The organism is Cytobacillus depressus (assembly GCF_008923245.1).
GTDB classification, from domain to species: domain Bacteria; phylum Bacillota; class Bacilli; order Bacillales; family Cytobacillaceae; genus Cytobacillus; species Cytobacillus depressus.
In genome coordinates this window covers 163,513-184,223 of sequence record NZ_WBOS01000001.1, presented here as the reverse complement: position 1 = coordinate 184,223, position 20,711 = coordinate 163,513, and the positions used below count along the sequence as shown (strand labels likewise).

General features: G+C 37.7%; 20 protein-coding genes, 1 pseudogene and 1 riboswitch. Of the genes and pseudogenes, 17 read left to right on the top strand and 4 right to left on the bottom strand.

Annotation, left to right across the window (positions count from 1 at the left end; translation table 11 throughout):
• Window positions 1–27: 27 nt before the first annotated feature.
• Window positions 28–807, bottom strand: a complete 780-nt coding sequence (locus tag F7731_RS00825) for an undecaprenyl-diphosphate phosphatase (protein WP_151532873.1) — start codon at window positions 805–807, stop codon at window positions 28–30.
• A gap of 249 nt (window positions 808–1,056) precedes the next feature.
• Between F7731_RS00825 and F7731_RS00820 the strand changes: the two genes are divergently transcribed.
• The 4 genes from F7731_RS00820 to F7731_RS00805 all read left to right on the top strand — a co-directional run bounded on the left by F7731_RS00820 (window position 1,057) and on the right by F7731_RS00805 (window position 3,361).
• On the top strand, window positions 1,057–1,380 hold the full coding sequence (locus tag F7731_RS00820; protein WP_151532872.1) for a DUF4870 domain-containing protein: 324 nt from the start codon (window positions 1,057–1,059) through the stop codon (window positions 1,378–1,380).
• 96 nt (window positions 1,381–1,476) lie between these two features.
• Window positions 1,477–1,677 (top strand): PLD nuclease N-terminal domain-containing protein, encoded by a 201-nt coding sequence (locus tag F7731_RS00815; RefSeq protein ID WP_151532871.1) that lies wholly within the window; start codon window positions 1,477–1,479, stop codon window positions 1,675–1,677.
• The gene (locus F7731_RS00810; RefSeq protein WP_151532870.1) at window positions 1,677–2,588 is read left to right on the top strand and encodes an ABC transporter ATP-binding protein; all 912 of its coding nucleotides are present in this window, start codon (window positions 1,677–1,679) and stop codon (window positions 2,586–2,588) included. Before F7731_RS00815 ends, F7731_RS00810 begins: the two co-directional genes overlap by 1 nt.
• Window positions 2,585–3,361 (top strand): ABC transporter permease, encoded by a 777-nt coding sequence (locus F7731_RS00805; protein WP_151532869.1) that lies wholly within the window; start codon window positions 2,585–2,587, stop codon window positions 3,359–3,361. The genes F7731_RS00810 and F7731_RS00805 overlap by 4 nt, the downstream gene beginning before the upstream one ends.
• Window positions 3,362–3,511: 150 nt before the next feature.
• On the opposite strand, the gene F7731_RS00800 is transcribed toward F7731_RS00805, so the two are convergent.
• A complete protein-coding gene (locus F7731_RS00800) occupies window positions 3,512–4,075 on the bottom strand; it encodes a YdcF family protein (RefSeq protein WP_151532868.1) in 564 nt (187 codons plus the stop codon).
• Window positions 4,076–4,332: 257 nt separating this feature from the next.
• Between F7731_RS00800 and F7731_RS00795 the strand changes: the two genes are divergently transcribed.
• Window positions 4,333–5,121, top strand: coding sequence for a hypothetical protein (locus tag F7731_RS00795; RefSeq protein ID WP_151532867.1), 789 nt, complete (start codon window positions 4,333–4,335; stop codon window positions 5,119–5,121).
• A gap of 104 nt (window positions 5,122–5,225) precedes the next feature.
• Window positions 5,226–5,801 (top strand): TlpA disulfide reductase family protein, encoded by a 576-nt coding sequence (locus F7731_RS00790; RefSeq protein ID WP_151532866.1) that lies wholly within the window; start codon window positions 5,226–5,228, stop codon window positions 5,799–5,801.
• 40 nt (window positions 5,802–5,841) lie between these two features.
• Here the strand turns inward: F7731_RS00790 and F7731_RS00785 are convergent, their stop codons facing one another.
• Entirely contained in the window at window positions 5,842–6,645 is an 804-nt protein-coding gene (locus tag F7731_RS00785; protein ID WP_151532865.1) for an EcsC family protein, read from the bottom strand.
• Between the two features lie 262 nt (window positions 6,646–6,907).
• On the opposite strand from F7731_RS00785, the gene F7731_RS00780 reads away from it, so the two are divergent.
• The 7 genes and pseudogenes from F7731_RS00780 (at window position 6,908) to F7731_RS00750 (ending at window position 13,507) form a co-directional block, all read left to right on the top strand.
• On the top strand, window positions 6,908–7,171 hold the full coding sequence (locus F7731_RS00780; RefSeq protein WP_246197106.1) for a glucosaminidase domain-containing protein: 264 nt from the start codon (window positions 6,908–6,910) through the stop codon (window positions 7,169–7,171).
• Between the two features lie 23 nt (window positions 7,172–7,194).
• Window positions 7,195–7,731: pseudogene (locus tag F7731_RS00775) on the top strand (N-acetylmuramoyl-L-alanine amidase family protein); the annotation flags it as partial.
• A 324-nt stretch (window positions 7,732–8,055) separates the two neighbouring features.
• Window positions 8,056–8,204: riboswitch (FMN riboswitch) on the top strand.
• A 122-nt stretch (window positions 8,205–8,326) separates the two neighbouring features.
• The gene (ribD, locus tag F7731_RS00770; RefSeq protein ID WP_151532864.1) at window positions 8,327–9,451 is read left to right on the top strand and encodes a bifunctional diaminohydroxyphosphoribosylaminopyrimidine deaminase/5-amino-6-(5-phosphoribosylamino)uracil reductase RibD; all 1,125 of its coding nucleotides are present in this window, start codon (window positions 8,327–8,329) and stop codon (window positions 9,449–9,451) included.
• Window positions 9,424–10,077, top strand: a complete 654-nt coding sequence (ribE, locus tag F7731_RS00765) for a riboflavin synthase (RefSeq protein ID WP_151532863.1) — start codon at window positions 9,424–9,426, stop codon at window positions 10,075–10,077. The genes ribD and ribE overlap by 28 nt, the downstream gene beginning before the upstream one ends.
• Window positions 10,078–10,106: 29 nt before the next feature.
• Window positions 10,107–11,300, top strand: a complete 1,194-nt coding sequence (locus tag F7731_RS00760) for a bifunctional 3,4-dihydroxy-2-butanone-4-phosphate synthase/GTP cyclohydrolase II (protein ID WP_151532862.1) — start codon at window positions 10,107–10,109, stop codon at window positions 11,298–11,300.
• A 288-nt stretch (window positions 11,301–11,588) separates the two neighbouring features.
• A complete protein-coding gene (gene ribH / locus F7731_RS00755) occupies window positions 11,589–12,059 on the top strand; it encodes a 6,7-dimethyl-8-ribityllumazine synthase (RefSeq protein WP_151532861.1) in 471 nt (156 codons plus the stop codon).
• A gap of 143 nt (window positions 12,060–12,202) precedes the next feature.
• A complete protein-coding gene (locus tag F7731_RS00750; protein WP_151532860.1) occupies window positions 12,203–13,507 on the top strand; it encodes an EAL and HDOD domain-containing protein in 1,305 nt (434 codons plus the stop codon).
• A gap of 98 nt (window positions 13,508–13,605) precedes the next feature.
• On the opposite strand, the gene F7731_RS00745 is transcribed toward F7731_RS00750, so the two are convergent.
• A complete protein-coding gene (locus F7731_RS00745; protein ID WP_151532859.1) occupies window positions 13,606–15,450 on the bottom strand; it encodes a DNA ligase D in 1,845 nt (614 codons plus the stop codon).
• A 125-nt stretch (window positions 15,451–15,575) separates the two neighbouring features.
• Here F7731_RS00745 and ku point away from each other — a divergent pair, with 125 nt between their 5' ends.
• The 4 genes from ku to F7731_RS00725 all read left to right on the top strand — a co-directional run bounded on the left by ku (window position 15,576) and on the right by F7731_RS00725 (window position 20,580).
• Window positions 15,576–16,406: a non-homologous end joining protein Ku gene (gene ku, locus F7731_RS00740; RefSeq protein ID WP_151532858.1), complete on the top strand. Its 831-nt coding sequence runs from the start codon at window positions 15,576–15,578 to the stop codon at window positions 16,404–16,406.
• 110 nt (window positions 16,407–16,516) lie between these two features.
• Window positions 16,517–18,007 (top strand): glycerol kinase GlpK, encoded by a 1,491-nt coding sequence (gene glpK / locus F7731_RS00735; protein WP_151532857.1) that lies wholly within the window; start codon window positions 16,517–16,519, stop codon window positions 18,005–18,007.
• A 38-nt stretch (window positions 18,008–18,045) separates the two neighbouring features.
• Complete coding sequence (locus F7731_RS00730) at window positions 18,046–19,707, top strand: glycerol-3-phosphate dehydrogenase/oxidase (RefSeq protein WP_151532856.1); 1,662 nt, start codon at window positions 18,046–18,048, stop codon at window positions 19,705–19,707.
• 672 nt (window positions 19,708–20,379) lie between these two features.
• Complete coding sequence (locus F7731_RS00725) at window positions 20,380–20,580, top strand: cold-shock protein (RefSeq protein WP_151532855.1); 201 nt, start codon at window positions 20,380–20,382, stop codon at window positions 20,578–20,580.
• Window positions 20,581–20,711 lie beyond the last annotated feature (131 nt).

Here is a 20,711-nt window from a genome sequence, read left to right as displayed (position 1 = left end):
ACCCCTTTGATCTTTGATTTTGCGGAGTTAAAAGATCCCAGTCATTTGTAGGAGAATAATGGAAATGCCGAGTAACCAAACATATACGGCAAATATTTTCAGTGATTTTCTTTTGAGGAAATTAATCATCCAAACGACCGCCATATAGCCAAACAGTGCAGACGACAGAGTAGCGATAAATAAACTTCCAAAGGAAATGGCTTCAGTACGTCCTGATACCATTTCGCCAAATTGAAGGACAATTCCTCCAGCAATGGCAGGAATGGATAATAAGAATGAAAAATAGGCAGCTGTTTCTCTATCGAGCTTTCTAAATAATCCTGCTGCGATCGTGAGACCAGATCTTGAAATGGCGGGGAAAATGGCCACTGCTTGAAATGTGCCGATAAATAAGGCATCCCCATATGTAATATTCTCCATTTTTTTGGCTCCCTTGCGGATATGGTCTGACATCCAAAGAATCATACCTGTAACTAAAAACTCCCAACCGATCGTGATGCCTGATTTTGAAATGGATTCAAACAAATTACTAAATAAAAAGCCGACAATGACAGCAGGGATTGTCCCAATGACAAGAATCATGGAAAGTTTTCCAAATGGCTTTCTTATTATGATCATTAGTTCGTTTTTATAAACGACTAAAACAGCTAATAAAGTACCAACATGGAGCATCGTATCAAGAAAAAGACCAGCCTCATCAAGTCCAAATAAATGCCGGCCTAAATATAAATGCCCCGTGCTAGAGATAGGCAGAAACTCGGTTAAACCTTGAATGATCCCGAGTATAAAGGCTTCAAGCTTTGACATCAATTGGCATCATCCTTTTTTATTAGATCTGAAACCGTAGAGAGAGGTTGTCTCTACAAAGTGTATTCATCTTGTCCTAAACAAGAACTGAAATTGTCAGGCTGTGAAACAGAAATAAAAAATGTGCAAAATAAAATGAAACATTTTCATCTTTAAAGCGTAAATAGTATCATGAAGAATGTTCTAAAATAGTTGTTTCGAACATTGAATGGAAGGCTTTTACTTCAAAAGAAAATGGGGGAATAAACAATGCCATCACATGATGAAAGATTGCTGGCGGCAGCGATTTATGTGACAAGTTTTTTTACTACTATCGTCGGACCACTAATTATTTGGCTTCTTAAGAAGAATGATTCACCATTTATTGATTATCATGGCAAAGAATATTTTAACTTTATTATTTCTTATGCTGTTTATAGTTTGATCAGTGGAATATTAGTGATAATTTTTATTGGTGTGATTGCGCTTTGGGCAGTAGGTGTATTAGCGTTTATTTTTACAATCGTTGCAGCGATAAAAGCATATGAAGGAAAGGAATACCAAATTCCGCTAGTATTTCGAATTATTCGCTGAGTATTGAAGTCTAGGGGATTACTAATCTCTTAGACTTTTTTTGATGATTTTTCATGTCCAAAGTCTTATTATTAAATTACTGGGAGGTTGTTAACTATGGAATTAATTCAAAGTATAAACTGGGCTATTATTGCGCCAATTATTGTCATTCAGTTAATCCTGCTAATTGTCGCTATTATTGATTTAGTTCGCATTGAAAAAACGAATGGACCGAAATGGATGTGGGCGCTAATCATTCTTTTTATTAATTTAATTGGTCCGATATTATATTTTGTCCTTGGAAGGAGAAATCAGTGATGTCAGCAGTCGTCACCGTCCAAAATCTAAAAAAAAGCTTCCATCACTTAGAAGTGATAAAAGGATTGGATTTTTCCTTAACGAAAGGAAAATGCATCGCATTATTAGGAGCAAATGGAGCCGGGAAGACAACCACGTTACAAATGCTTTCCGGACTTATGAAGCCAACATCAGGCAGCATCATATTTAAGGGAGCGAAAAAAGGGGAGGACTTCCGAAAATGGATTGGTTATCTGCCTCAGCATCCTGTTTTTTATGAGTGGATGACAGGCAGTGAATTTTTAGAATATGCTGGTAAACTGGCGGGGTTGACAAAAAATGAAGCAAAAAATCGTGCTGAAGAGCTTTTGGGGATGGTAGGACTCGCAGATGCGAAGAAACGCCGCATCGGAAAATATTCGGGCGGCATGAAACAACGGCTTGGCATTGCTCAGGCCATCATCCATAAACCTAAATTAGTCATACTTGATGAACCCGTTTCCGCACTGGACCCATTTGGTCGGAGAGAGGTTCTTGAATTACTGGAACAATTGAAGCTGGAAATGACCATACTTTTTTCCACCCATATTTTGAATGATGCGGAAGAAGTATGTGATGAAATTATGTTTCTTCACAATGGAGAGATTATCGAATCTGGATCATTGGAAGAGCTTCGGGATAAACATCAACAAGCATTAATTGAACTCGTCATTCGAGGAGAAGCTGAAAAGTATGTGGAGCAGTTGTCATTACTATCTGATATTCAATCAGTAACTTTGAAAGGCAGCATAATACATATTTCTACGGACGATATCGAAAAGGTGAAGTTATATATTTTTAAAGAGGCTGCCGATAAGAACTGGCCATTGCAAAAATTTGAAGTGAGCCGTACTAGTCTAGAAGATGTATTTATGAAGGTGGTGCAAAAATGAGTCAGTGGCTAACCTTGTTTAATAAAGAAATGCTTGAGATGTCTCGTAACTTTAAGTGGATATGGGTGCCCATTGTTTTTATATTGCTGGCTGTTCAGGAGCCAATTGTCCAATATTACTTGCCGGAAATTATAAACTCTTTAGGTGATTTGCCTGAAGGAGCAGTAATCAAGCTCCCTGTTCCATCAGCTGCTGAAGTTTTAATGGCTATTTTAGGACAATTTAATGTATTGGGAGTTTTAATCATTGTTTTAACTTCGATGGGAATTATTGCCGGGGAGAGGAAGAGCGGCGTCGCAGCTCTCATTTTAGTGAAACCTGTCTCTTATTTTTCATACATTACTGCTAAATGGGCAAGTGCGATGCTCCTATTATGGGTCTCTTATTTTGCAGGTTATATTTTTTCTTATTATTATGTAGTTGTTTTATTCGAAGCTGTTTCTTTTTCGGTATTTCTGCAGTCCTTTTTTATGAATGGAATTTGGCTTTCTTTCGTTCTAACAATTACGATCTTTTTAAATTCATTATTTAGATCTCCAGGAGCAGTTGGCTTTCTTTCGATTACAGCCATTTTACTCATAAATATGTGTAGCAGTTTGTTTGTAAAATGGTTTAAATGGAGTCCTGCCCTTCTTACGGGTTATACAAATCAATTTCTATTATATGGAGAGTTTCCACGAGAAGCATTTCCTGCATTAACGCTAGCAATAATAAGTATAATTGTTCTACTTTTATGGTGTGTCCGTATTTTTCGACAAAAAGAACTTGCTTAAGAACCCAAAAAAGGGTCTTTTTGGATAGGAATCAGGGGGAATCCTAAAACCTGTTCAGAAAAGTGGTTTTATTGGACAGGAATACGAGAAAATCCCAAAACTTGTCCAATAAAGTCGTTTTTAGCTTTGTAGGCAAAAGCCAAAAGAGGGTTATGATCCGAAAATCCACATTTTTAATATTGCCGCATATTCTCGAATAAATAATGTGGCCTTGACAACTCTTGGGGTTTCAGCTGCCAATGGATAACCTTTTATCCCGACTTTTTTTGCTAGTTCAATTGCACGGTAAAGGTGAAAGTCATTACTTACAATAATTGCATGATCAATATTATAAAGTTCTTTTGTAAATTTAAGATTTTCATATGTAGAAGTAGAGAGATCTTCCTGCAGTATTCGGTCTTCATGAATCCCTTCATTGATAAAAAACCGTTTAAGGGCTTCTGCTTCACTAATATGTTCCCCGTTTCCTTGCCCGCCAGTGACAATCACGGTCGTATCAGAATGAGCCTCTATATATTCTAGTGCCTTTCTCGCTCGATAAAGCAAACTAAGAGACATTTCTTCTCCATTTACTTTCGCTCCAAGAACAATTACATAAGGAATATCTGCTGGAGGTGTGCTCTCGGCTGTTTTCATTATTTGATGATGCAATACAGCAATACTGATTATAGATATCATTATCACAATAGACAAAATAATCATTATTTTTTTCATGATTTTCCTCCAAAAATTCATGTTTAAAGACATTAAATAATAGAATGAATTAAGACACTATTAATATATTGCAGATTAACGGGCAGTAAAAACCCCTACTTCAAGGTTTAAATTTAAACACTAAAGAAGAAAGAGGGTTCAACTGCCCGTAAAGGCCCGAAATAGTTCAACTAACAATCCCCACTGATTGTTAGTTGAACTATATCATATGAATGAATAGTAAGGAATTCCCTTTTTTGAAGTTAGGAGATTTGGTTATGAATATACAAGATTATTACCGAAAAACAGCCTCAGCTTCTTTAAATGCAAGTCTAGCTTCACTCATCCCTCCATTTTTCTTCATCATTTATGGAATTATTGCCACCCCAGAAGGAAAAATGGTCTATTTAATTATCCCTTTTTTAGCGTATAGTTTTTTTTGCTATCAAATCTATTTAATAAATGATATACGCACGAAAGAAATATTCAATGAATGGAATGGAGCAGAGAAACAAACTACCCTTTTTGAGGAGGAGCAGGTACTTCTTAAATTTCTGCCGGCTCCGACTTTAAGAATGCTAATCTTTGAAGCGGGTGGACAAGTAATTGGCGAAATAAGAGATTTAAGGTTTTCGTCATATCGTTGGTTTATGCCTTATTTTTTCGAAGGACTAATGAGAAAAAGATATGGACTTTACGATGGCAAAAACCGGCTCAATGGCTCGTTTATATTAAAAAAAAATGAAATCATAATAACAGATGCAAATTTTGAAGTAATCTCTCAAGTATTCATTAAACGATCTAATAGCCGCTCTCAAATGATCTTTCAAAACGAAAGGAAAAAAATGACCGTCAAGCAATCTTTTCTCTTTATGGATTATCAATTTGTAAATCAAAAATCTAATGTGGAGGCAAGGCTCCGAAAAGGCTTGATTCCACTAGAATGGGGGAGTCGATTTAAAGATCCGAATACACCTGTTTTATCATTTGATAAGGTCTTATCAGTAGATGAGCGGCTTTTTATATACGCCATTTTAATGAAACTCTTTCGCTGTTCCAATCATTAAAATTAGCGTATAAAACTGTTCGTTTTTATACATGGCGAATGGATTACAGATATAGTATGATTGAAGCAATGATTAAGCATTAGGATTTAATGTTGAGGTGTGTTATGAAGAAGTTTCTATTAGTTGCAGGAATTATTATTCTTTGTTTATTTATTGTTGATCAAACGATCCTTAAAGACAAAGGTATTGTCAAGAATCTAAATCAGCTTCAAAAGTATGAAAGAGTTGAGAACCTTGATAAACTTAAAATTGGCATAGAAGAAGGCCAAAGAGCGCCAGACTTTGAACTATTGGATTTGAAAGGGAATCCGGTAAAGCTTAGTGATTATAAAGGAAAGACGGTTCTGTTGAACTTTTGGGCGACATGGTGTCCTCCTTGTAGATCTGAAATGCCGCATATGGAAAAGCTTTATCACAAATATAAAAACGATGGTTTTGAAATTATAGCTGTAAACATTACTTCATCTGAAAAAAATATTAATAATGTCGAGCGATTTATTGAAGATTATGAGCTAACCTTCACAATTCCACTTGATGAAAATGGGGCTGTATCTCATGATTATGGGATCATGGCGTACCCTACAAGCTTTTTCGTTGACTCTGATGGTGTGATTCGGAAAAAAGTATTGGGAGCCGTAAACGAAGAGGCGATGGAGAAGGAAATACAACGTTTGCCATAGGAAAAGAGGCACTGCATTGCTTGTTAGCAATGCAGTTTTTCTATATCTTCTCAAGATTTACAGTTAGTCTTTCCTTAATTCTTCGTTTACGATAAAGCATCATACCTGCTTCCGCAATATCATTGACAGCTGATCGATTAATGAAGGCACCAAAAAGGAGGCCCGCAACCGGGATCATTTGAAAAAGCTTTTTCCAGCCGATGTGATCTCTGTATGTAAAGACAACCTCTCGCCACCCTTGAATTTCTGAAATGACTTCTCTATTTCCTTTATCATTTGGAGAATCGATAGCCGAAAGCTGTTTTAATATCGCTTTTTTCCCAACAATATCAGAAGAAACAAATTGAAGAATCTTTACAATAAACATTCTTTCTTTTTTATCATTCGGATCAAAGCCATAGCAAATGGCAAGATCTTGCAGTGTTTTTAATTGAATGCCGAGTAAAACAGGGATGTCAATTGATAAAGTAAGAATTCCGCCCACCCCTGTACTCGCCCCTTGAATAGTTGCAAATCTCTTGCGATTTTTCGTCAATTTTGAGACTGCCGTATCCATTTCAGAAATGGCAATGTGATTTAAGTCTTCTAATTTGCTTATACGTTTATGAGGATAGTGCTTTTTCAGTGAAGACATGGAGCTTAAATATCTTCCGCCTGATTGGATATAATTACCGAGTTCATCGAGGATGACACCGATTTTTTTCTGTATAACTATCGGTGTCATCTTGTCCAGTAGCTTAAATGGCAGCCGACCGATCTTCTCCCAGAACCATATACCACTTTGGCTCTTTTCCCAATCCTCGCACTTTTTTAATTCATGAATTAATTGTTCTCTAGTTTCCATTACACAACATTTTCCTTCCATTATTAAATAAACGTTAAACGATTTTTCGATTACTAAGGTTTTATTTTAATACTATCCTTTGAAGATCTATTTTGTTTATTCATTAATATTGCCATATAAGTAGCAAAGAGATGTGTATTTCATGTTTTGTGTGGAAGAAAAATATTAGATTTATGTGAAAGAAACTGGAGAAACGTGGAAGGTCATCTGTACAAACATGTTTAAAATGTAGACATAAAATAATTGTGGAGGTGAGAAAATATTGAACTTTATCGAATGGGTTGCACCATTTTCTGTAAAATACATGAAAGAGGAAGGAATTCTAGCTTATCTTACCATTGCGCAAGCTATTTTGGAAAGTGACTTTGGCCGCTCTGAATTAGCTGTTAAGGCAAACAATCTTTTTGGCATGAAGGTCATTTCCAGCTGGACCGGCCAAGTGTACAAAAAGAAGACTGAGGAAATAAAGGATGGTAAACGGATTGAAATAGTTGCGTCATTTTGCAAGTTTTCTAGTACAGTTTAAATGAATATGACAAGGAGGGGAGTATAGTGAAAATTTTCATTGACCCGGGGCATGGTGGGACTGACTCAGGAGCGATTGGAAATGGACTGCAGGAGAAGGATTTAACATTGTCCATTTCTAAAAAAATTCGTGATTTACTATCTCAATATGAAAACGCTCAGATTAATTTGAGCCGTGATTCTGACCAAACACTTGAACTTACTCAGCGAACCGATATGGCGAATGCATGGGGAGCAGACTTCTTATTATCGGTTCACATCAACTCTGGGGGTGGTACAGGATTTGAAAGCTATGTTTATCCTCGCATTGGCGCTCCAACAACAACCTATCAAAATATTATCCACGACGAAATCTTGGCACAAATCGATTTAATTGGTCGAGGAAAGAAGTAGGCCAATTTTCACATGCTTCGTGAATCAAATATGTCAGCATTACTGACAGAGAATGGTTTTATAGACCACAAAGATGATGCCGCGAAACTTAAACAAGACTCATTTCTAGAGGGACTTGCTCAAGGACATGTTAATGGCTTAGTTAAAGCTTTTGGATTAAAGCAAAAACCAATACAAGAAAGGAAGTTGAGTGGTATGAAACCAAATTGGGCCGATTGGCAATGGGCAGAGGCAGCAAATACACTTAAAAAGGCAAGAGAAAAAGGAATAATTACGTCTGATCAATGGGAAAAGAAAGCAGCATTAAAGGATTTAACTTTTGATGAGTTAGAATTTCTAAATCTCGTGCTTTCTGGCAGACAATTTCAGTAAAAGTAGCCCTGTCTTGAGGCATCTTTTGTTTTTTCTCAATAGTAAATGGTACGAATGTAACAATAAACAAAACTTGCATTTTCTGCAGTTGTCCGAGATAATAAGTTTACATTCGAATAAATATTCCTTCGGGGCAGGGTGAAATTCCCAACCGGCGGTGATGAGGATTGCTGTCCTCTTAGTCCGTGACCCGGTTTCAATTTTTGAAAACGGTGGATTTGGTGAAACTCCAAAGCCGACAGTTAAAGTCTGGATGGGAGAAGGAATGGATGATGTTTGCGTAAAAAATATGTTTCTTTACGCTTATTTAACTATGCTTTTTGCCCCGTACAAGATCTTTGTACGGGTTTTGTTTTATCTGGGGAAGATTTAAGCGGAAAGGAGTTAGTATATGCAAGACCAAAAATATATGGAATTGGCGTTAACAATGGCTCGGACAACAAGTGGACAAACAAGTCCAAATCCAAAGGTTGGAGCTGTTGTTGTGAAGGATGGTGAAGTCCTTGGCTTTGGCGCACACTTAAAGGCGGGAACCCCTCATGCGGAAGTCCATGCTCTTCAAGCAGCCGGCGAGAGAGCTCGAGGAGCAGACATGTATGTAACTCTTGAGCCATGCAGCCATTTTGGAAAAACGCCCCCTTGTGCAGATTTAATTATCCGATCTGGGGTTAAAAGAGTAGTGGTGGCTGAACTTGATCCAAATCCTCTCGTTGCAGGCCAAGGAGTCGCTAAATTAAAGGCTGCAGGAGTTGAAGTAGAAATTGGTATCGGTAAAGAAGAAGCTCATTCCATAAATGAACATTTTTTTCACTATATTCAAACGAACACCCCTTACGTAACGATAAAGGCAGCTGCCTCATTAGATGGGAAGACTGCCGCGAAAACAGGTGACAGCAAATGGATTACCTCTCCAGAGTCCAGATTAGATGTTCACCAGCTAAGACATGAACATGACGCCATCCTGACAGGCGTGAATACAATCATTCAAGATAATCCGCATTTAACCACCAGACTGCCCCGAGGTGGAAAGAATCCCATTCGAATAGTGTTAGATACGCATTTGCGTACACCGCTTGAATCCAATGTGATTCAAGATCAAGCTGTAAAAACGATTATTTATACTGGAAATGACATAGATTCAAAAAAGGCTGATACTTTCCGAAATTTAGGAATCGAGATTTGTCCATTATCAAAATCAACCATTGATATCAATGAAGTTTTATTTGATTTAGGAAAGAGAAAAATCATGTCTATTCTCGTTGAAGGCGGTTCAGAAATTCATTCTTCTTTTATCAAAAGTAACGCCTTTCAGCAAATCATTTTATATATTGCGCCAAAAATTATTGGCGGAAAATCAGCGATTCCTTTCGTAGGTGGAAGTGGAGTTGAACTTGTTCAATTTGCAAATAAGCTTCAATTTGAATCAGTTCAACATATAGGCTGTGATTTGAAAATTATTGCTAAGCCTCATAAGGAGGAGTCTAACGGATGTTCACGGGAATTATTGAGGAATTAGGCACAATAAAAAAGGCTGTCCAAATTGGCAGTACGATTCAATTAACGATTCAAGCTTCAAAGATATTACATGATATTCATCTTGGTGACAGTGTTTCTGTTAATGGTGTTTGTTTGACTGTAACGGAATTTAATCAAGATTCGTTTTCTCTCGATGTCATGCCGGAAACGTTTAAGAGCACTTCCTTATCTTTATTAAAGCAAGGATCCAAAGTAAATCTTGAAAGAGCGATGGCAGCCAATGGCCGGTTTGGCGGGCATTTTGTAACAGGGCATGTCGATGGGACAGGCCATATTTTAAAAAAATCACCGAGTGAAAATGCGATCTATATTGAAATTTCAATCCCTAATTCCTTTAGTCATCTTCTCTTAATGAAAGGCTCGATTGCCATTGATGGGATCTCGCTGACTATTTTCGGTGTGACAGATGAATCGGTAACCGTTTCTATCATTCCGCATACAGCAAAAGAAACCATTCTTGGCTTGAAGCAGGTTGGTGAAAAGGTGAATTTGGAATTTGATATGCTCGCTAAATATTTGTATTCATTTACATTAAAAGAACAAGAAAATAAGGAAAAGAATGTTGGGATTTCAGAAAATTTTCTAAAAGAAAACGGGTTTTTTTAATCATAAAGACGAAGCAGGAGGTATAAGCCGTGTTCAGTGAAATAAAGGAAGCAATAGAGGATTTAAAGGCAGGAAAAGTCATTATTGTCTGTGATGATGAAGACAGGGAAAATGAAGGAGATTTTCTTTCCATTGCAGAGTATGTTACCCCCGAAACTATAAACTTTATGGCGAAAGAAGGAAGGGGACTAATTTGCACACCCATTTCTGAAGAATTAGCTGCCAAACTTGAATTGTTACCAATGGTTGAACGGAATACAGACAGCCGCGGAACAGCATTTACAGTTTCAATTGATCATAAAGAAACAACGACAGGCATTAGTGCTTTTGAAAGGGCCTTTACAATCGAAAGAATGATGAGAGAGGATGCACATCCTAATGAATTTAATCGCCCTGGTCATATTTTTCCCTTGATTGCTAAAGAAGGCGGTGTACTCAGAAGGGCAGGACATACGGAGGCAGCTGTCGATTTAGCGAGATTAGCTGGGGCAAAGCCTGCGGGAATTATTTGTGAAATCATGAAGGATGACGGAACGATGGCTCGAGTAAATGATTTAGAGCTCATCGCCCAAAAATTTGATTTAAAAATGATCACGATTCAACAATTAATCGAATACCGGATAGAGCATGATTCACTTGTAAAAAGAGAGGCAGATATTCAACTGCCGACTGAATATGGCTTTTTCAGAGCAGTTGGCTATACGAGCAAATTGGATGGCAAGGAGCATGTCGCATTAGTAAAAGGTGAAATCACTGAAGATGAACCCGTACTATTACGTGTGCATTCGGAATGTTTAACAGGGGATGTTTTCGGTTCAAATCGATGTGACTGTGGTCCTCAGCTGGGAGCCGCATTAACACAAATAGAAAAGGAAGGAAAAGGCATTCTTCTTTATATGAGGCAGGAAGGCAGAGGTATCGGCTTAATTAATAAAATGAAGGCTTACAAACTGCAAGAGGAAGGGTACGACACGGTTGAAGCCAATCATAAGCTTGGATTTGACGATGATTTACGGGATTACGGAGTCGGCGCCCAAATACTACGAGATCTTGGCGTGAAAAAAATGCGGCTGTTGACAAATAATCCGCGCAAAATAGCAGGATTAGGTGGATATGGACTTGAAGTGACAGAACGTGTCCCATTACAATTGCCGACCAAAAGCGAAAATGAAGCATACTTAAAAACGAAAAAAACGAAGCTTGGTCATTTATTAAAAATATAGGTTGTATTAGAAAAGTTTGTTGCTTTATTAGTGTGAATTTAATTTAATTTTCTGAGTTGATTGGAGCGGAGGGCACTTGACTCCTCCAAAATGCATATGCGTTTTGCCGTGCGGTGTCCATTCACGGATGTTTATTCAATGTCCTGCGGGAATAGAGGGAAGCGGGAGACCCCACAGGTGGTAACGCCGAGGAGGCTCCCGTCCCTCCCCGTGGAAAGCAAGTGCCCACAGCGGAAATCACGGGCAAACTTTGAAGGCTAAGCCAAATTATAAGAGGAGAGATGGATAATGAAGAAAGTAATAGAAGGACATTTAGTAGGAAGAGGATTAAAAATTGGGATTGTCGTATCACGATTTAATGAATTTATTACAGGGAAATTATTAAGTGGAGCAGAGGATGCGTTAAAGCGTCATGGGGTTGCTGAAGAGGATGTAACCGTTGTTTGGGTGCCAGGTGTATTCGAAATCCCATTAGCGGCAAAGAAGCTTGCGGAATCAGAGAAATTTGATGCAATTATTACGTTAGGAACCGTTATTCGAGGAGCCACTCCACATTTTGATTTCGTTAGTAATGAAGTCTCTAAAGGTGTGGCTACAACTGGCATGCAAAGCGGAATTCCAATTATTTTTGGTGTATTGACAACCGATACAATTGAACAGGCAATCGAAAGGGCCGGCACAAAGGCCGGAAATAAAGGCTGGGATGCAGCAGTTGGGGCTATTGAAATGGGTAACTTATTTAAACAATTAGCAAAATAGGTCTAAATAAACTTGTTGGAAGTGGGCTGTCAATGAAATAATATTCGAAATATAATTTAACTTATTCTATAATTCGACAAAATGAGCAGGTTGAATTGTATACAATATTGAAGAATATATGCAGAAACTGTCGGAGGTTGAAGATGGAGGTTTTTGTAGCAAGACAGCCGATTTTTAACGTCAATGAGGAAGTATTTGGATATGAGCTCCTTTACCGTAGTAATCAAAGTGTAAATGCATTTCCGAATATAGATGGAGATCAAGCAACAACCGAACTAATTATTAATAGCTTTTTAAATATTGGCATTGATAAGCTATCAAATGGCAAGCCTTGTTTTATTAACTTTACCGAAAAGCTTTTAAAACTAAGACTGCCAACATATTTTCGTCCGCGGGAAGTGATCGTGGAAATTCTCGAGTCTGTTGAACCGAATGCTGAGATAGTAGAAATTTGCCGCGAATTGAAGGAGTTAGGCTATCAGATTGCGCTTGATGATTTTGTTTTTAATGAGGAAAATAATTATGCATATGAGCTCCTCAAGCTTGCGGACATTGTGAAAGTTGACTTTCTATTCACAACCCCGGAAATGAGAGATAATATTGAACTGATAGTTAAATCAATGAATATAAAATTAATTGCCGAAAAGGTAGAAACGAGAGAAGTATTTGAAGAAGCGAAGAAGCGAGGATATCATTATTTCCAAGGGTTTTTCTTTGCTAAACCGAGCATTTTATCTACTCGTGACGTGCCAACTTATTTCCACTCCTATTATGAAATGATCCGAAATTTGGCAACAAATGAACCGAGTATTGATCGGATTACGGAATTAATTGAAAGGGATATATCCTTATCTTATAAATTATTAAAATTAATCAATTCTCCTGCCTTCAGGCCGAAGCAAAAAATTAATTCCATTAAACAGGCTGTCGTATTGCTAGGCTTGATTGAATTAGAGAAGTGGATATATGTACTTGCCGTTAGGGAATCGACAGTTGAAAAGAGAAGTATTTCACAGGAAAAGATTCAAATAAGTTTGACACGGGCAAAATTATGTGAAGAAATTGAAAAGCTTCGGGTAAATCGGGCACCCTCTCCTAGCTATTTCATGACAGGAATGTTTTCAATAATGGATTCAATCTTGTCTATGCCAATGAATTCGATTTTGCAGGATCTCCCGCTTGACGAAGAGATTTGCGGTGCATTAACTGGTCAAGAAAATAACCTTAAGGAAGTTCTTGATCTTGTTCTTGCCGTGGAAACAGCTCAATGGAATGTAATAAGCGAAAAATGTAAAGTTTTAAACATAGATGAGAAAGACTTATTTAAATTGTACGCAGAATCATTAAATTGGTCGAATGAACTTGTCGAAGAGGAAAAATTCATTTTAAAAAATAGAAATGCGGAAGCGCCTTCGGAACAATCAAAGTGCAGATTGTTCCTGCGGTGATTATTCCAAGAAGCTTTCCTTATCCTGTCGCATTGTCTACACTAGTACGTCCAGTACGTCGGGGGTAGGCGCTGGAGCTAGACAACAAAAACCTGCCATTATTTATGTGGCAGGTTTTTCGTTTTTAAAAATTGCAGGATTGGGTCAAATTTCTGTATTTCCTTCGTTTCAAAATAGGAGGCAAACGGATCACCTACATCATTGATGCGTTTCATCATTTTAGGGATTTGAAAGTCCTCTACCTTTATTTGGTCATTTACTTCCTCCCAGAAAAGCGGAGTCGCAACAGTAGCCTCCTTTGTTCCCCGAGGGGAATAGGGGGAAACGATCGTTTTTCCTTCCGCATGCTGAATATAATCCACATAAAGCCGGTTGCCCCGATTTTTTTTCATTCTTTCAATTGTGAAGGAGTCTGGATCTTTGGACACGAGAAAATCAGCAATAAATGAAGTAAACAACCGAGTATCATCATATGTGTATGTATTTTCTGGCAATGGAATATAAATTTGCAGCCCTTTATTTCCAGATGTTTTCACATAGCTAATTAATTCGAGCTGATCAAGTACTTCTCTTATTAATAATGCCGCTTTTATCGCTAAGGGAAACTCCTTCCGTGATGGCGGATCTAAATCAAAGACAATTTCGCTCGGCCCATTACTTTGTACCGTTTGAAATGGGATATGAAATTCAAAGGAAAGTTGATTTCCAAGCCAAAGCAATGTTTTTAAATCGTTACAAATAATGTAATTGATGCCCTCTGATTTTTCTGTTTCGACGAATTCAGGAGCATATTCCGGGCAATTCTTCTGATAAAATGGCTCGCCGAAAATGCCGTGCGGGTAACGGATTACCGTCAATAGGCGATTTTTTAGAAAAGGGAGCATGTAAGGAGAAATTTCTCTTAAATAATGAATATATTCCATCTTTTGTATAGCTGGATTTTCCCATAATGGTTTATCAGGATGGGTGACTTCAATATCAGCAGGCAAATTTTTTTGCTGCTGGACAAATTGTTCGTATTGGCAGTCCGCTGGCTTTAAGTCAAAGCGAAACTCATGAAAATGAGGCTCCCTCATTTGTCCCTCATAAATTTCTAAATATTTCACATCTACACAAATGGCCGGATCGACAAAAATGAATGGGCTTGTTTCTTCTATTTTGTTAGCTTTAATAATTTCAAAAAGTGCCTTTTTTTCATCCGGTTTTAATCCGAAAATAAATTGCCCGATTTGGAATACTTCCTTATTTTTATAAACACCTGCATAAAAATAGCCGTTTGTTTTTTCATAAGCGATAATAAAACAGGATACGTATTTCCAATTTTTAAACTTAAGCCATAATGTCGTTCTTTTTCCTTCCTCCCATTTATTTTTTTCTTGTTTGGCGACAATGCCTTCTCCGTTATAGAGAACGACATTATCCCATATTTCCTGAAAGGTTTGATAATAGGGAATGAGCTGGATTAGTTTACTGCTATTATGATCCGGTTGCAGGGGTAGACGGCACTTTTTAAACAGTTCTAATAATTTCTTTTTTCTTGTTAGAAAATCATCAGTCCTTAATGATTTTCCTTTTAACTCCAATAAATCGAAAGAAAGAAAATGGCATGGAGATTTCTGAGCTTTTTCCACGATTTTTTTTTCTGATCTCATCCGTCCGCGTACTTGAATCGAACCAAAATGAGCTTTATATTCATTTTCCAAAAAGACTAATTCCCCATCCAATGTGATTGGAAGAAAAGGATGAAACAGCTCTTTATTTTCTTCTAAAAATGTTTTGATTTCCGGAAAGATTGGTAATAGCGGCTTACTATTTCTGCTTTCTAATGACATTTCATGATGATTCCAATGTAAAATCGCGCGAAATCCATCATATTTTACCTCATATAGCCAGTCTTTCCCTTGAGGTACCTCGAAGGTTAAGCTAGGAAGCATCGGTTTCATCTAAAGAACCTCCTGTCCAAACATTCCTACAATATCTCTTACTATCGTGTGCAATTACCAAATGTTTTAATGCATGCAACTACTTGTTTCACATAAATTAAAGAAAAAAAGAATGGAGTCATCTTATGCATACAATGTGGAAAGGAAGCATTAGCTTTGGGTTAGTGAATATTCCAATTAAGCTTCATGCAGCAACAGAAGACAAGGATGTGAAGCTGCGGAATCTTCATAAAGAATGTCATTCACCTGTTAAATATGAAAAAGTATGCCCTGTTTGTGATGTTGAAATAAAAAATGAAGATATTGTCAAGGCGTATGAATATACGAAAGGAAAGTTTGTCGTTCTTGATGATGATGACCTTGAAAAATTAAAGAAGGAAAATGAGGATAAAGCTGTTGAAATTATGGATTTTGTCAAAATGGAGCAAATTGATCCGATCTACTATGATCGAACATATTATATGTCCCCAGGGGACGGGGGAAGCAAAGCTTATTCATTGCTACGAAAAGCTTTAGAAGAATCAGAAAAGGTAGGCTTAGCAAAAATCATCATCCGCTCGAAGGAACAGCTTGCCGTTATTCGTGTATACGAAAACACTTTAGTAATGGAAACGATACATTATCCTGATGAAGTCCGTAAATCCGGGGATGTTCCGAATGTACCTGAAGAGGATAAAGTGACGAAGAAGGAAATTGACACGGCAATCCTTTTGATTGACCAATTGACTTCCGAATTCGAGCCGGAAAAATATACGGATGAATACAGAACAGCTTTATTAGAGCTCATAGAATCGAAGCGAACTGGAAAAGAGGTTGTTACACCGGTTGAAAAAGAGCCAGTATCAAAAGTGACCGATTTAATGGCTGCCCTGCAAGCCTCCATTGATAAAACGAAGCCAAAAAAACCAGCAGCTAAAAAGAAACGTGCGGCAACAAAAACAAAAAAAGAAGCATAAGTTAGTTAACCGATTTTGTCTTTGCAAAATCGGTTTTTTATTGAATACCCAGATAATATAGTAATATTAAGAAAATGAAAATTTGCATTTTTTTAAGGGAGGCGAGCGTGGTGGAAAAGTATATTTTATCTTTAGATCAGGGAACAACAAGCTCCCGCGCGATATTATTTAATAAAAAAGGCGAAGTTGTCCATATCGCTCAACAAGAATTCACCCAATATTTTCCTCATCCAGGCTGGGTAGAACATAATCCAATGGAAATTTGGGGATCAATATTATCTGTGATCGCAGCAGTTCTAACAGAATCTAGTGTGAAGCCTGAGCAAATTGCGGGAATTGGGATTTCGAACCAAAGAGAAACAACGGTTGTTTGGAATAAAGAAACAGGCCAGCCTGTCTATAATGCGATCGTTTGGCAATCTCGGCAGACGAGCGAAATTTGTGATCAGTTAAAGGAACAAGGCCTTAATGACCTTTTTCGGGAAAAGACAGGTTTATTAATTGATGCTTATTTTTCAGGGACTAAAGTAAAATGGATCCTTGAGAATGTGGAGGATGCTAAAGAACAAGCAGAGCAAGGGAAATTAATGTTCGGGACGATGGATACGTGGGTATTATGGAAGCTTACAGGGGGAAAATGTCATCTAACCGATTATTCAAATGCTTCTCGAACATTAATGTTCAATATTTATACATTGAAATGGGATAAAGATATTCTCCAAATTTTAGGCGTCCCTGAAAATATGCTTCCTGAAGTGAAATCGTCTTCCGAAATTTATGGGTATACGGATGAAGCAAATTTCTTTGGCCATGTTGTCCCAATTGCTGGGATCGCAGGCGACCAGCAGGCAGCATTGTTTGGCCAGGCATGCTTCGAACAGGGGATGGCCAAGAACACGTACGGTACTGGCTGTTTTATGTTAATGAATACAGGTGAAAAGGCAGTACGTTCCAAGCATGGCTTACTTACGACGATTGCTTGGGGGTTAAATGGAAAGGTAGAGTATGCATTAGAAGGAAGCATTTTTGTGGCAGGATCAGCCATTCAGTGGCTTAGGGATGGGCTAAGATTGCTTAGGAGTGCTAGCGATAGTGAAAAATATGCATTAAAGGTAGCTTCTTCTGACGGTGTTTATGTCGTTCCTGCTTTTGTAGGTCTTGGAACTCCTTATTGGGATAGTGATGTCCGTGGTGCTGTTTTCGGATTGACGAGAGGATCTTCCAAAGAGCATTTGATTCGGGCAACGATCGAGTCGCTAGCCTATCAGACGAAAGATGTTTTGGCAGCGATGGAATCGGATTCAGGTATACAATTGAAGAAGCTGCGGGTGGACGGCGGAGCAGTTAAAAATAATTTCCTAATGGAATTTCAATCCGATCTATTAAATGTTCCGGTTGAACGACCAATCATAAATGAAACGACAGCACTTGGCGTTGCTTATTTAGCTGGTCTTGCAACAGGATTTTGGAATAGCCAAGTAGAAATTGCAGATAAATGGGCAATTGATCAATCCTTTCATCCTCACATGGGGGAGGAAAAACGTAATAGTCTATATGACGGCTGGAAAAAGGCTGTTCATGCAGCAATGGCTTTTAAATAGCATTTTGCATATGGCCTTTAACTAAAGGGGGTTCAACAGTGACGTTTTCAAACAAAGACCGGCAAGACATTATTAATAAACTAACAGGTGAAAATTTTGATGTCTTAATTATTGGCGGAGGGATTACCGGTGCAGGGATTGCCTTAGACGCGTCCGCACGGGGGATGAAAACAGCATTAGTTGAAATGCAGGATTTTGCGGCTGGCACTTCAAGCCGTTCGACAAAGTTAGTACATGGCGGGCTTCGCTATTTAAAAAATATGGAAGTAAAGCTAGTTGCAGAGGTTGGAAAGGAAAGAGCAATTGTTTATGAAAACGGCCCACATGTGACAACGCCTGAGTGGATGCTTCTTCCTATATATTTAGACGGAACATTTGGCCGTTTCAGCACGTCAATCGGTCTTAAAATATATGATTTTTTGGCAGGAGTTAAGAAACCTGAAAGAAGAATATTGCTAAATGCCAAAGATACTTTAAATAAAGTTCCCTTTTTAAGAAAGCAAGGCTTGAAGGGGAGTGGCTATTATGTTGAATATCGGACAGATGATGCACGTTTAACAATTGAAGTGATGAAAGCTGCCCATGAAAAAGGGGCAACACTGATAAATTATATGAAAGCTGAACAGCTTCTTTACGAAAATAATAAGGTGGGCGGAGTCCTTGTGGTTGACGAGATGACAAGTGAAACCTATCAAATTAAAGCAAAGAAAATTGTAAATGCAGCGGGACCTTGGATTGACTCCATTCGGGAAATGGATCAGTCAAAGCAGGGAAAATCATTGCAGTTAACGAAAGGTGTGCACATTGTTATTGATCAAGAGAAATTTCCGCTAAAGCAGGCAGTATACTTCGATACTCAAGATAAAAGAATGATATTTGCTATTCCGAGAAATGGAAAAACATATATTGGGACAACTGACACTTTTTTTAGCGGAGATGCAAGAAAACCAAAAATCACTAACGATGACAGAAATTATCTTATACAAGCGATCAACTATATGTTCCCCGAGCTTGAAATAACTGAAAAAGACATTGAATCAAGCTGGGCTGGTATTCGGCCATTAATTTTGGAAGAAGGGAAGGGCCCATCAGAAATTTCCCGTAAAGATGAAATATGGGAATCCGACTCAGGCCTTATTACCATAGCAGGCGGAAAACTAACTGGTTACAGAAAAATGGCGGAAATGATTGTTAATTTGCTTGCACGGAAACTGAAAGAAGAAAAGAATCTTGATTTTGATACCTGTAAGACGAAGACATTACCTATTTCCGGAGGCAATGTAGGGGGAGCTAGTCATTTTCAGGCTTATATTCAAAGCGAATCCGAAAATAGAACGAAGCTAGGACTTTTGAAAAATGAGGCTATGCATTTGCTTTCTATGTACGGCTCAAATGCTTCAATTTTATTTACAATGATTGAAAAGGATGGTGGCAAAGAAGCAGTACAATATGAAATGCCGCTTATTTTATGGGTTAAACTTAAGTATGCACTAGAATTTGAGATGGCAGCATCCCCAGCCGATTTTTTTATACGAAGAACAAGTGACTTGCTATTTGATCATAGAACGGTTTTGAAATACAAAGATCAGGTAATCACGTATATGGCAGATTACTTCAGTTGGACTGAGGAAATAAAAAATAATTTGTTGAAAGAACTAGAACAGGATATAAATGATACAACGAAATTCCCGATTATATGAAGAAAGCTCACCTTAAGGCGAGCTTTTTATTATGATTGATAATGACTAATTTTTGTTGACATTTATCTTTTTCTTTGTTAAACTTAAAGTTCTGCTTGTTTGAGGGTCAAGACTCACAGTGCATTCGACGTAATCAAATTGCCATACCTGTTTTTTAGGTTCGGATTATATAATTAATAACCCATGCTCTTTTAATTGTAATTTCCTCTTAAAACTTCTTCTTGATTACCCGGAACAACTGCATTTTTTAGTTTATTCAATCTGCAAATTTAAAAAATCCATGTATTGATTAAGAATATGAATATTGAATTGTTTGTAATACCTGATTCCCACTGGCGCGGCCAAGGAGCCGTAAAAATGGAAGAGAGGTAGGGCTTTCATTGTCTTAGGTGTTAGAACAAAAGAAAGCGCTGATGCAAAATAGAATTAACCCTCGAATAAGCCAAAAAGAGAAATAATTTAATTATAGCCTTTTAGTATTGACAATATTAGGATTTCGGTTTAATATGAAGTTAACGCTGTAATGTTCGTTATATATATTTTTGGATAAGTGGTCGTAGCTACAATAAATTGTGGACGATTTTATTCCTCATTTATTGCTGCTACGACCTTTTTATATTTAAGGTTATATAATAAAGACTTATAGTGAAACATTTCTTGGAGGTATGAACAATGAACACAGGTAAAGTAAAATGGTTTAACGCAGAAAAAGGATTTGGATTCATCGAGTCTTCAGAAGGTCAAGATGTATTCGTACATTTCTCAGCAATTCAAACTGATGGTTTCAAAACTTTAGAAGAAGGCGAAGCTGTAACTTTCGAAATCGTTGAAGGTAACCGTGGACCTCAAGCTTCTAACGTAACTAAAGCTTAATTTCGAACAAATGCGGAAGAACGGAGTGGTGCATGTCATTCATGCATCACTTTTTGCTGTCTAGCTCCAGCGCCTACCCCTGACGTACAGGACATACTAGTGTCGACTTAGAGATGCGGCCGTCGCGTTTT

Bases quoted from the DNA above. Each gene is read 5' to 3' on its own strand.
- F7731_RS00805 (WP_151532869.1), top strand. From the start codon at position 2,585: ATGAGTCAGTGGCTAACCTTGTTTAATAAAGAAATGCTTGAGATGTCT.
- F7731_RS00810 (WP_151532870.1), top strand. From the start codon at position 1,677: ATGTCAGCAGTCGTCACCGTCCAAAATCTAAAAAAAAGCTTCCATCAC.
- F7731_RS00815 (WP_151532871.1), top strand. From the start codon at position 1,477: ATGGAATTAATTCAAAGTATAAACTGGGCTATTATTGCGCCAATTATT.
- F7731_RS00745 (WP_151532859.1), bottom strand. From the start codon at position 15,450: ATGAAACCGATGCTTCCTAGCTTAACCTTCGAGGTACCTCAAGGGAAA.
- F7731_RS00790 (WP_151532866.1), top strand. From the start codon at position 5,226: ATGAAGAAGTTTCTATTAGTTGCAGGAATTATTATTCTTTGTTTATTT.
- F7731_RS00825 (WP_151532873.1), bottom strand. From the start codon at position 807: ATGTCAAAGCTTGAAGCCTTTATACTCGGGATCATTCAAGGTTTAACC.
- F7731_RS00785 (WP_151532865.1), bottom strand. From the start codon at position 6,645: ATGGAAACTAGAGAACAATTAATTCATGAATTAAAAAAGTGCGAGGAT.
- F7731_RS00725 (WP_151532855.1), top strand. From the start codon at position 20,380: ATGAACACAGGTAAAGTAAAATGGTTTAACGCAGAAAAAGGATTTGGA.
- F7731_RS00820 (WP_151532872.1), top strand. From the start codon at position 1,057: ATGCCATCACATGATGAAAGATTGCTGGCGGCAGCGATTTATGTGACA.
- ribE (WP_151532863.1), top strand. From the start codon at position 9,424: ATGTTCACGGGAATTATTGAGGAATTAGGCACAATAAAAAAGGCTGTC.
- ribD (WP_151532864.1), top strand. From the start codon at position 8,327: ATGCAAGACCAAAAATATATGGAATTGGCGTTAACAATGGCTCGGACA.
- ribH (WP_151532861.1), top strand. From the start codon at position 11,589: ATGAAGAAAGTAATAGAAGGACATTTAGTAGGAAGAGGATTAAAAATT.
- F7731_RS00795 (WP_151532867.1), top strand. From the start codon at position 4,333: ATGAATATACAAGATTATTACCGAAAAACAGCCTCAGCTTCTTTAAAT.
- ku (WP_151532858.1), top strand. From the start codon at position 15,576: ATGCATACAATGTGGAAAGGAAGCATTAGCTTTGGGTTAGTGAATATT.
- F7731_RS00800 (WP_151532868.1), bottom strand. From the start codon at position 4,075: ATGAAAAAAATAATGATTATTTTGTCTATTGTGATAATGATATCTATA.
- F7731_RS00750 (WP_151532860.1), top strand. From the start codon at position 12,203: ATGGAGGTTTTTGTAGCAAGACAGCCGATTTTTAACGTCAATGAGGAA.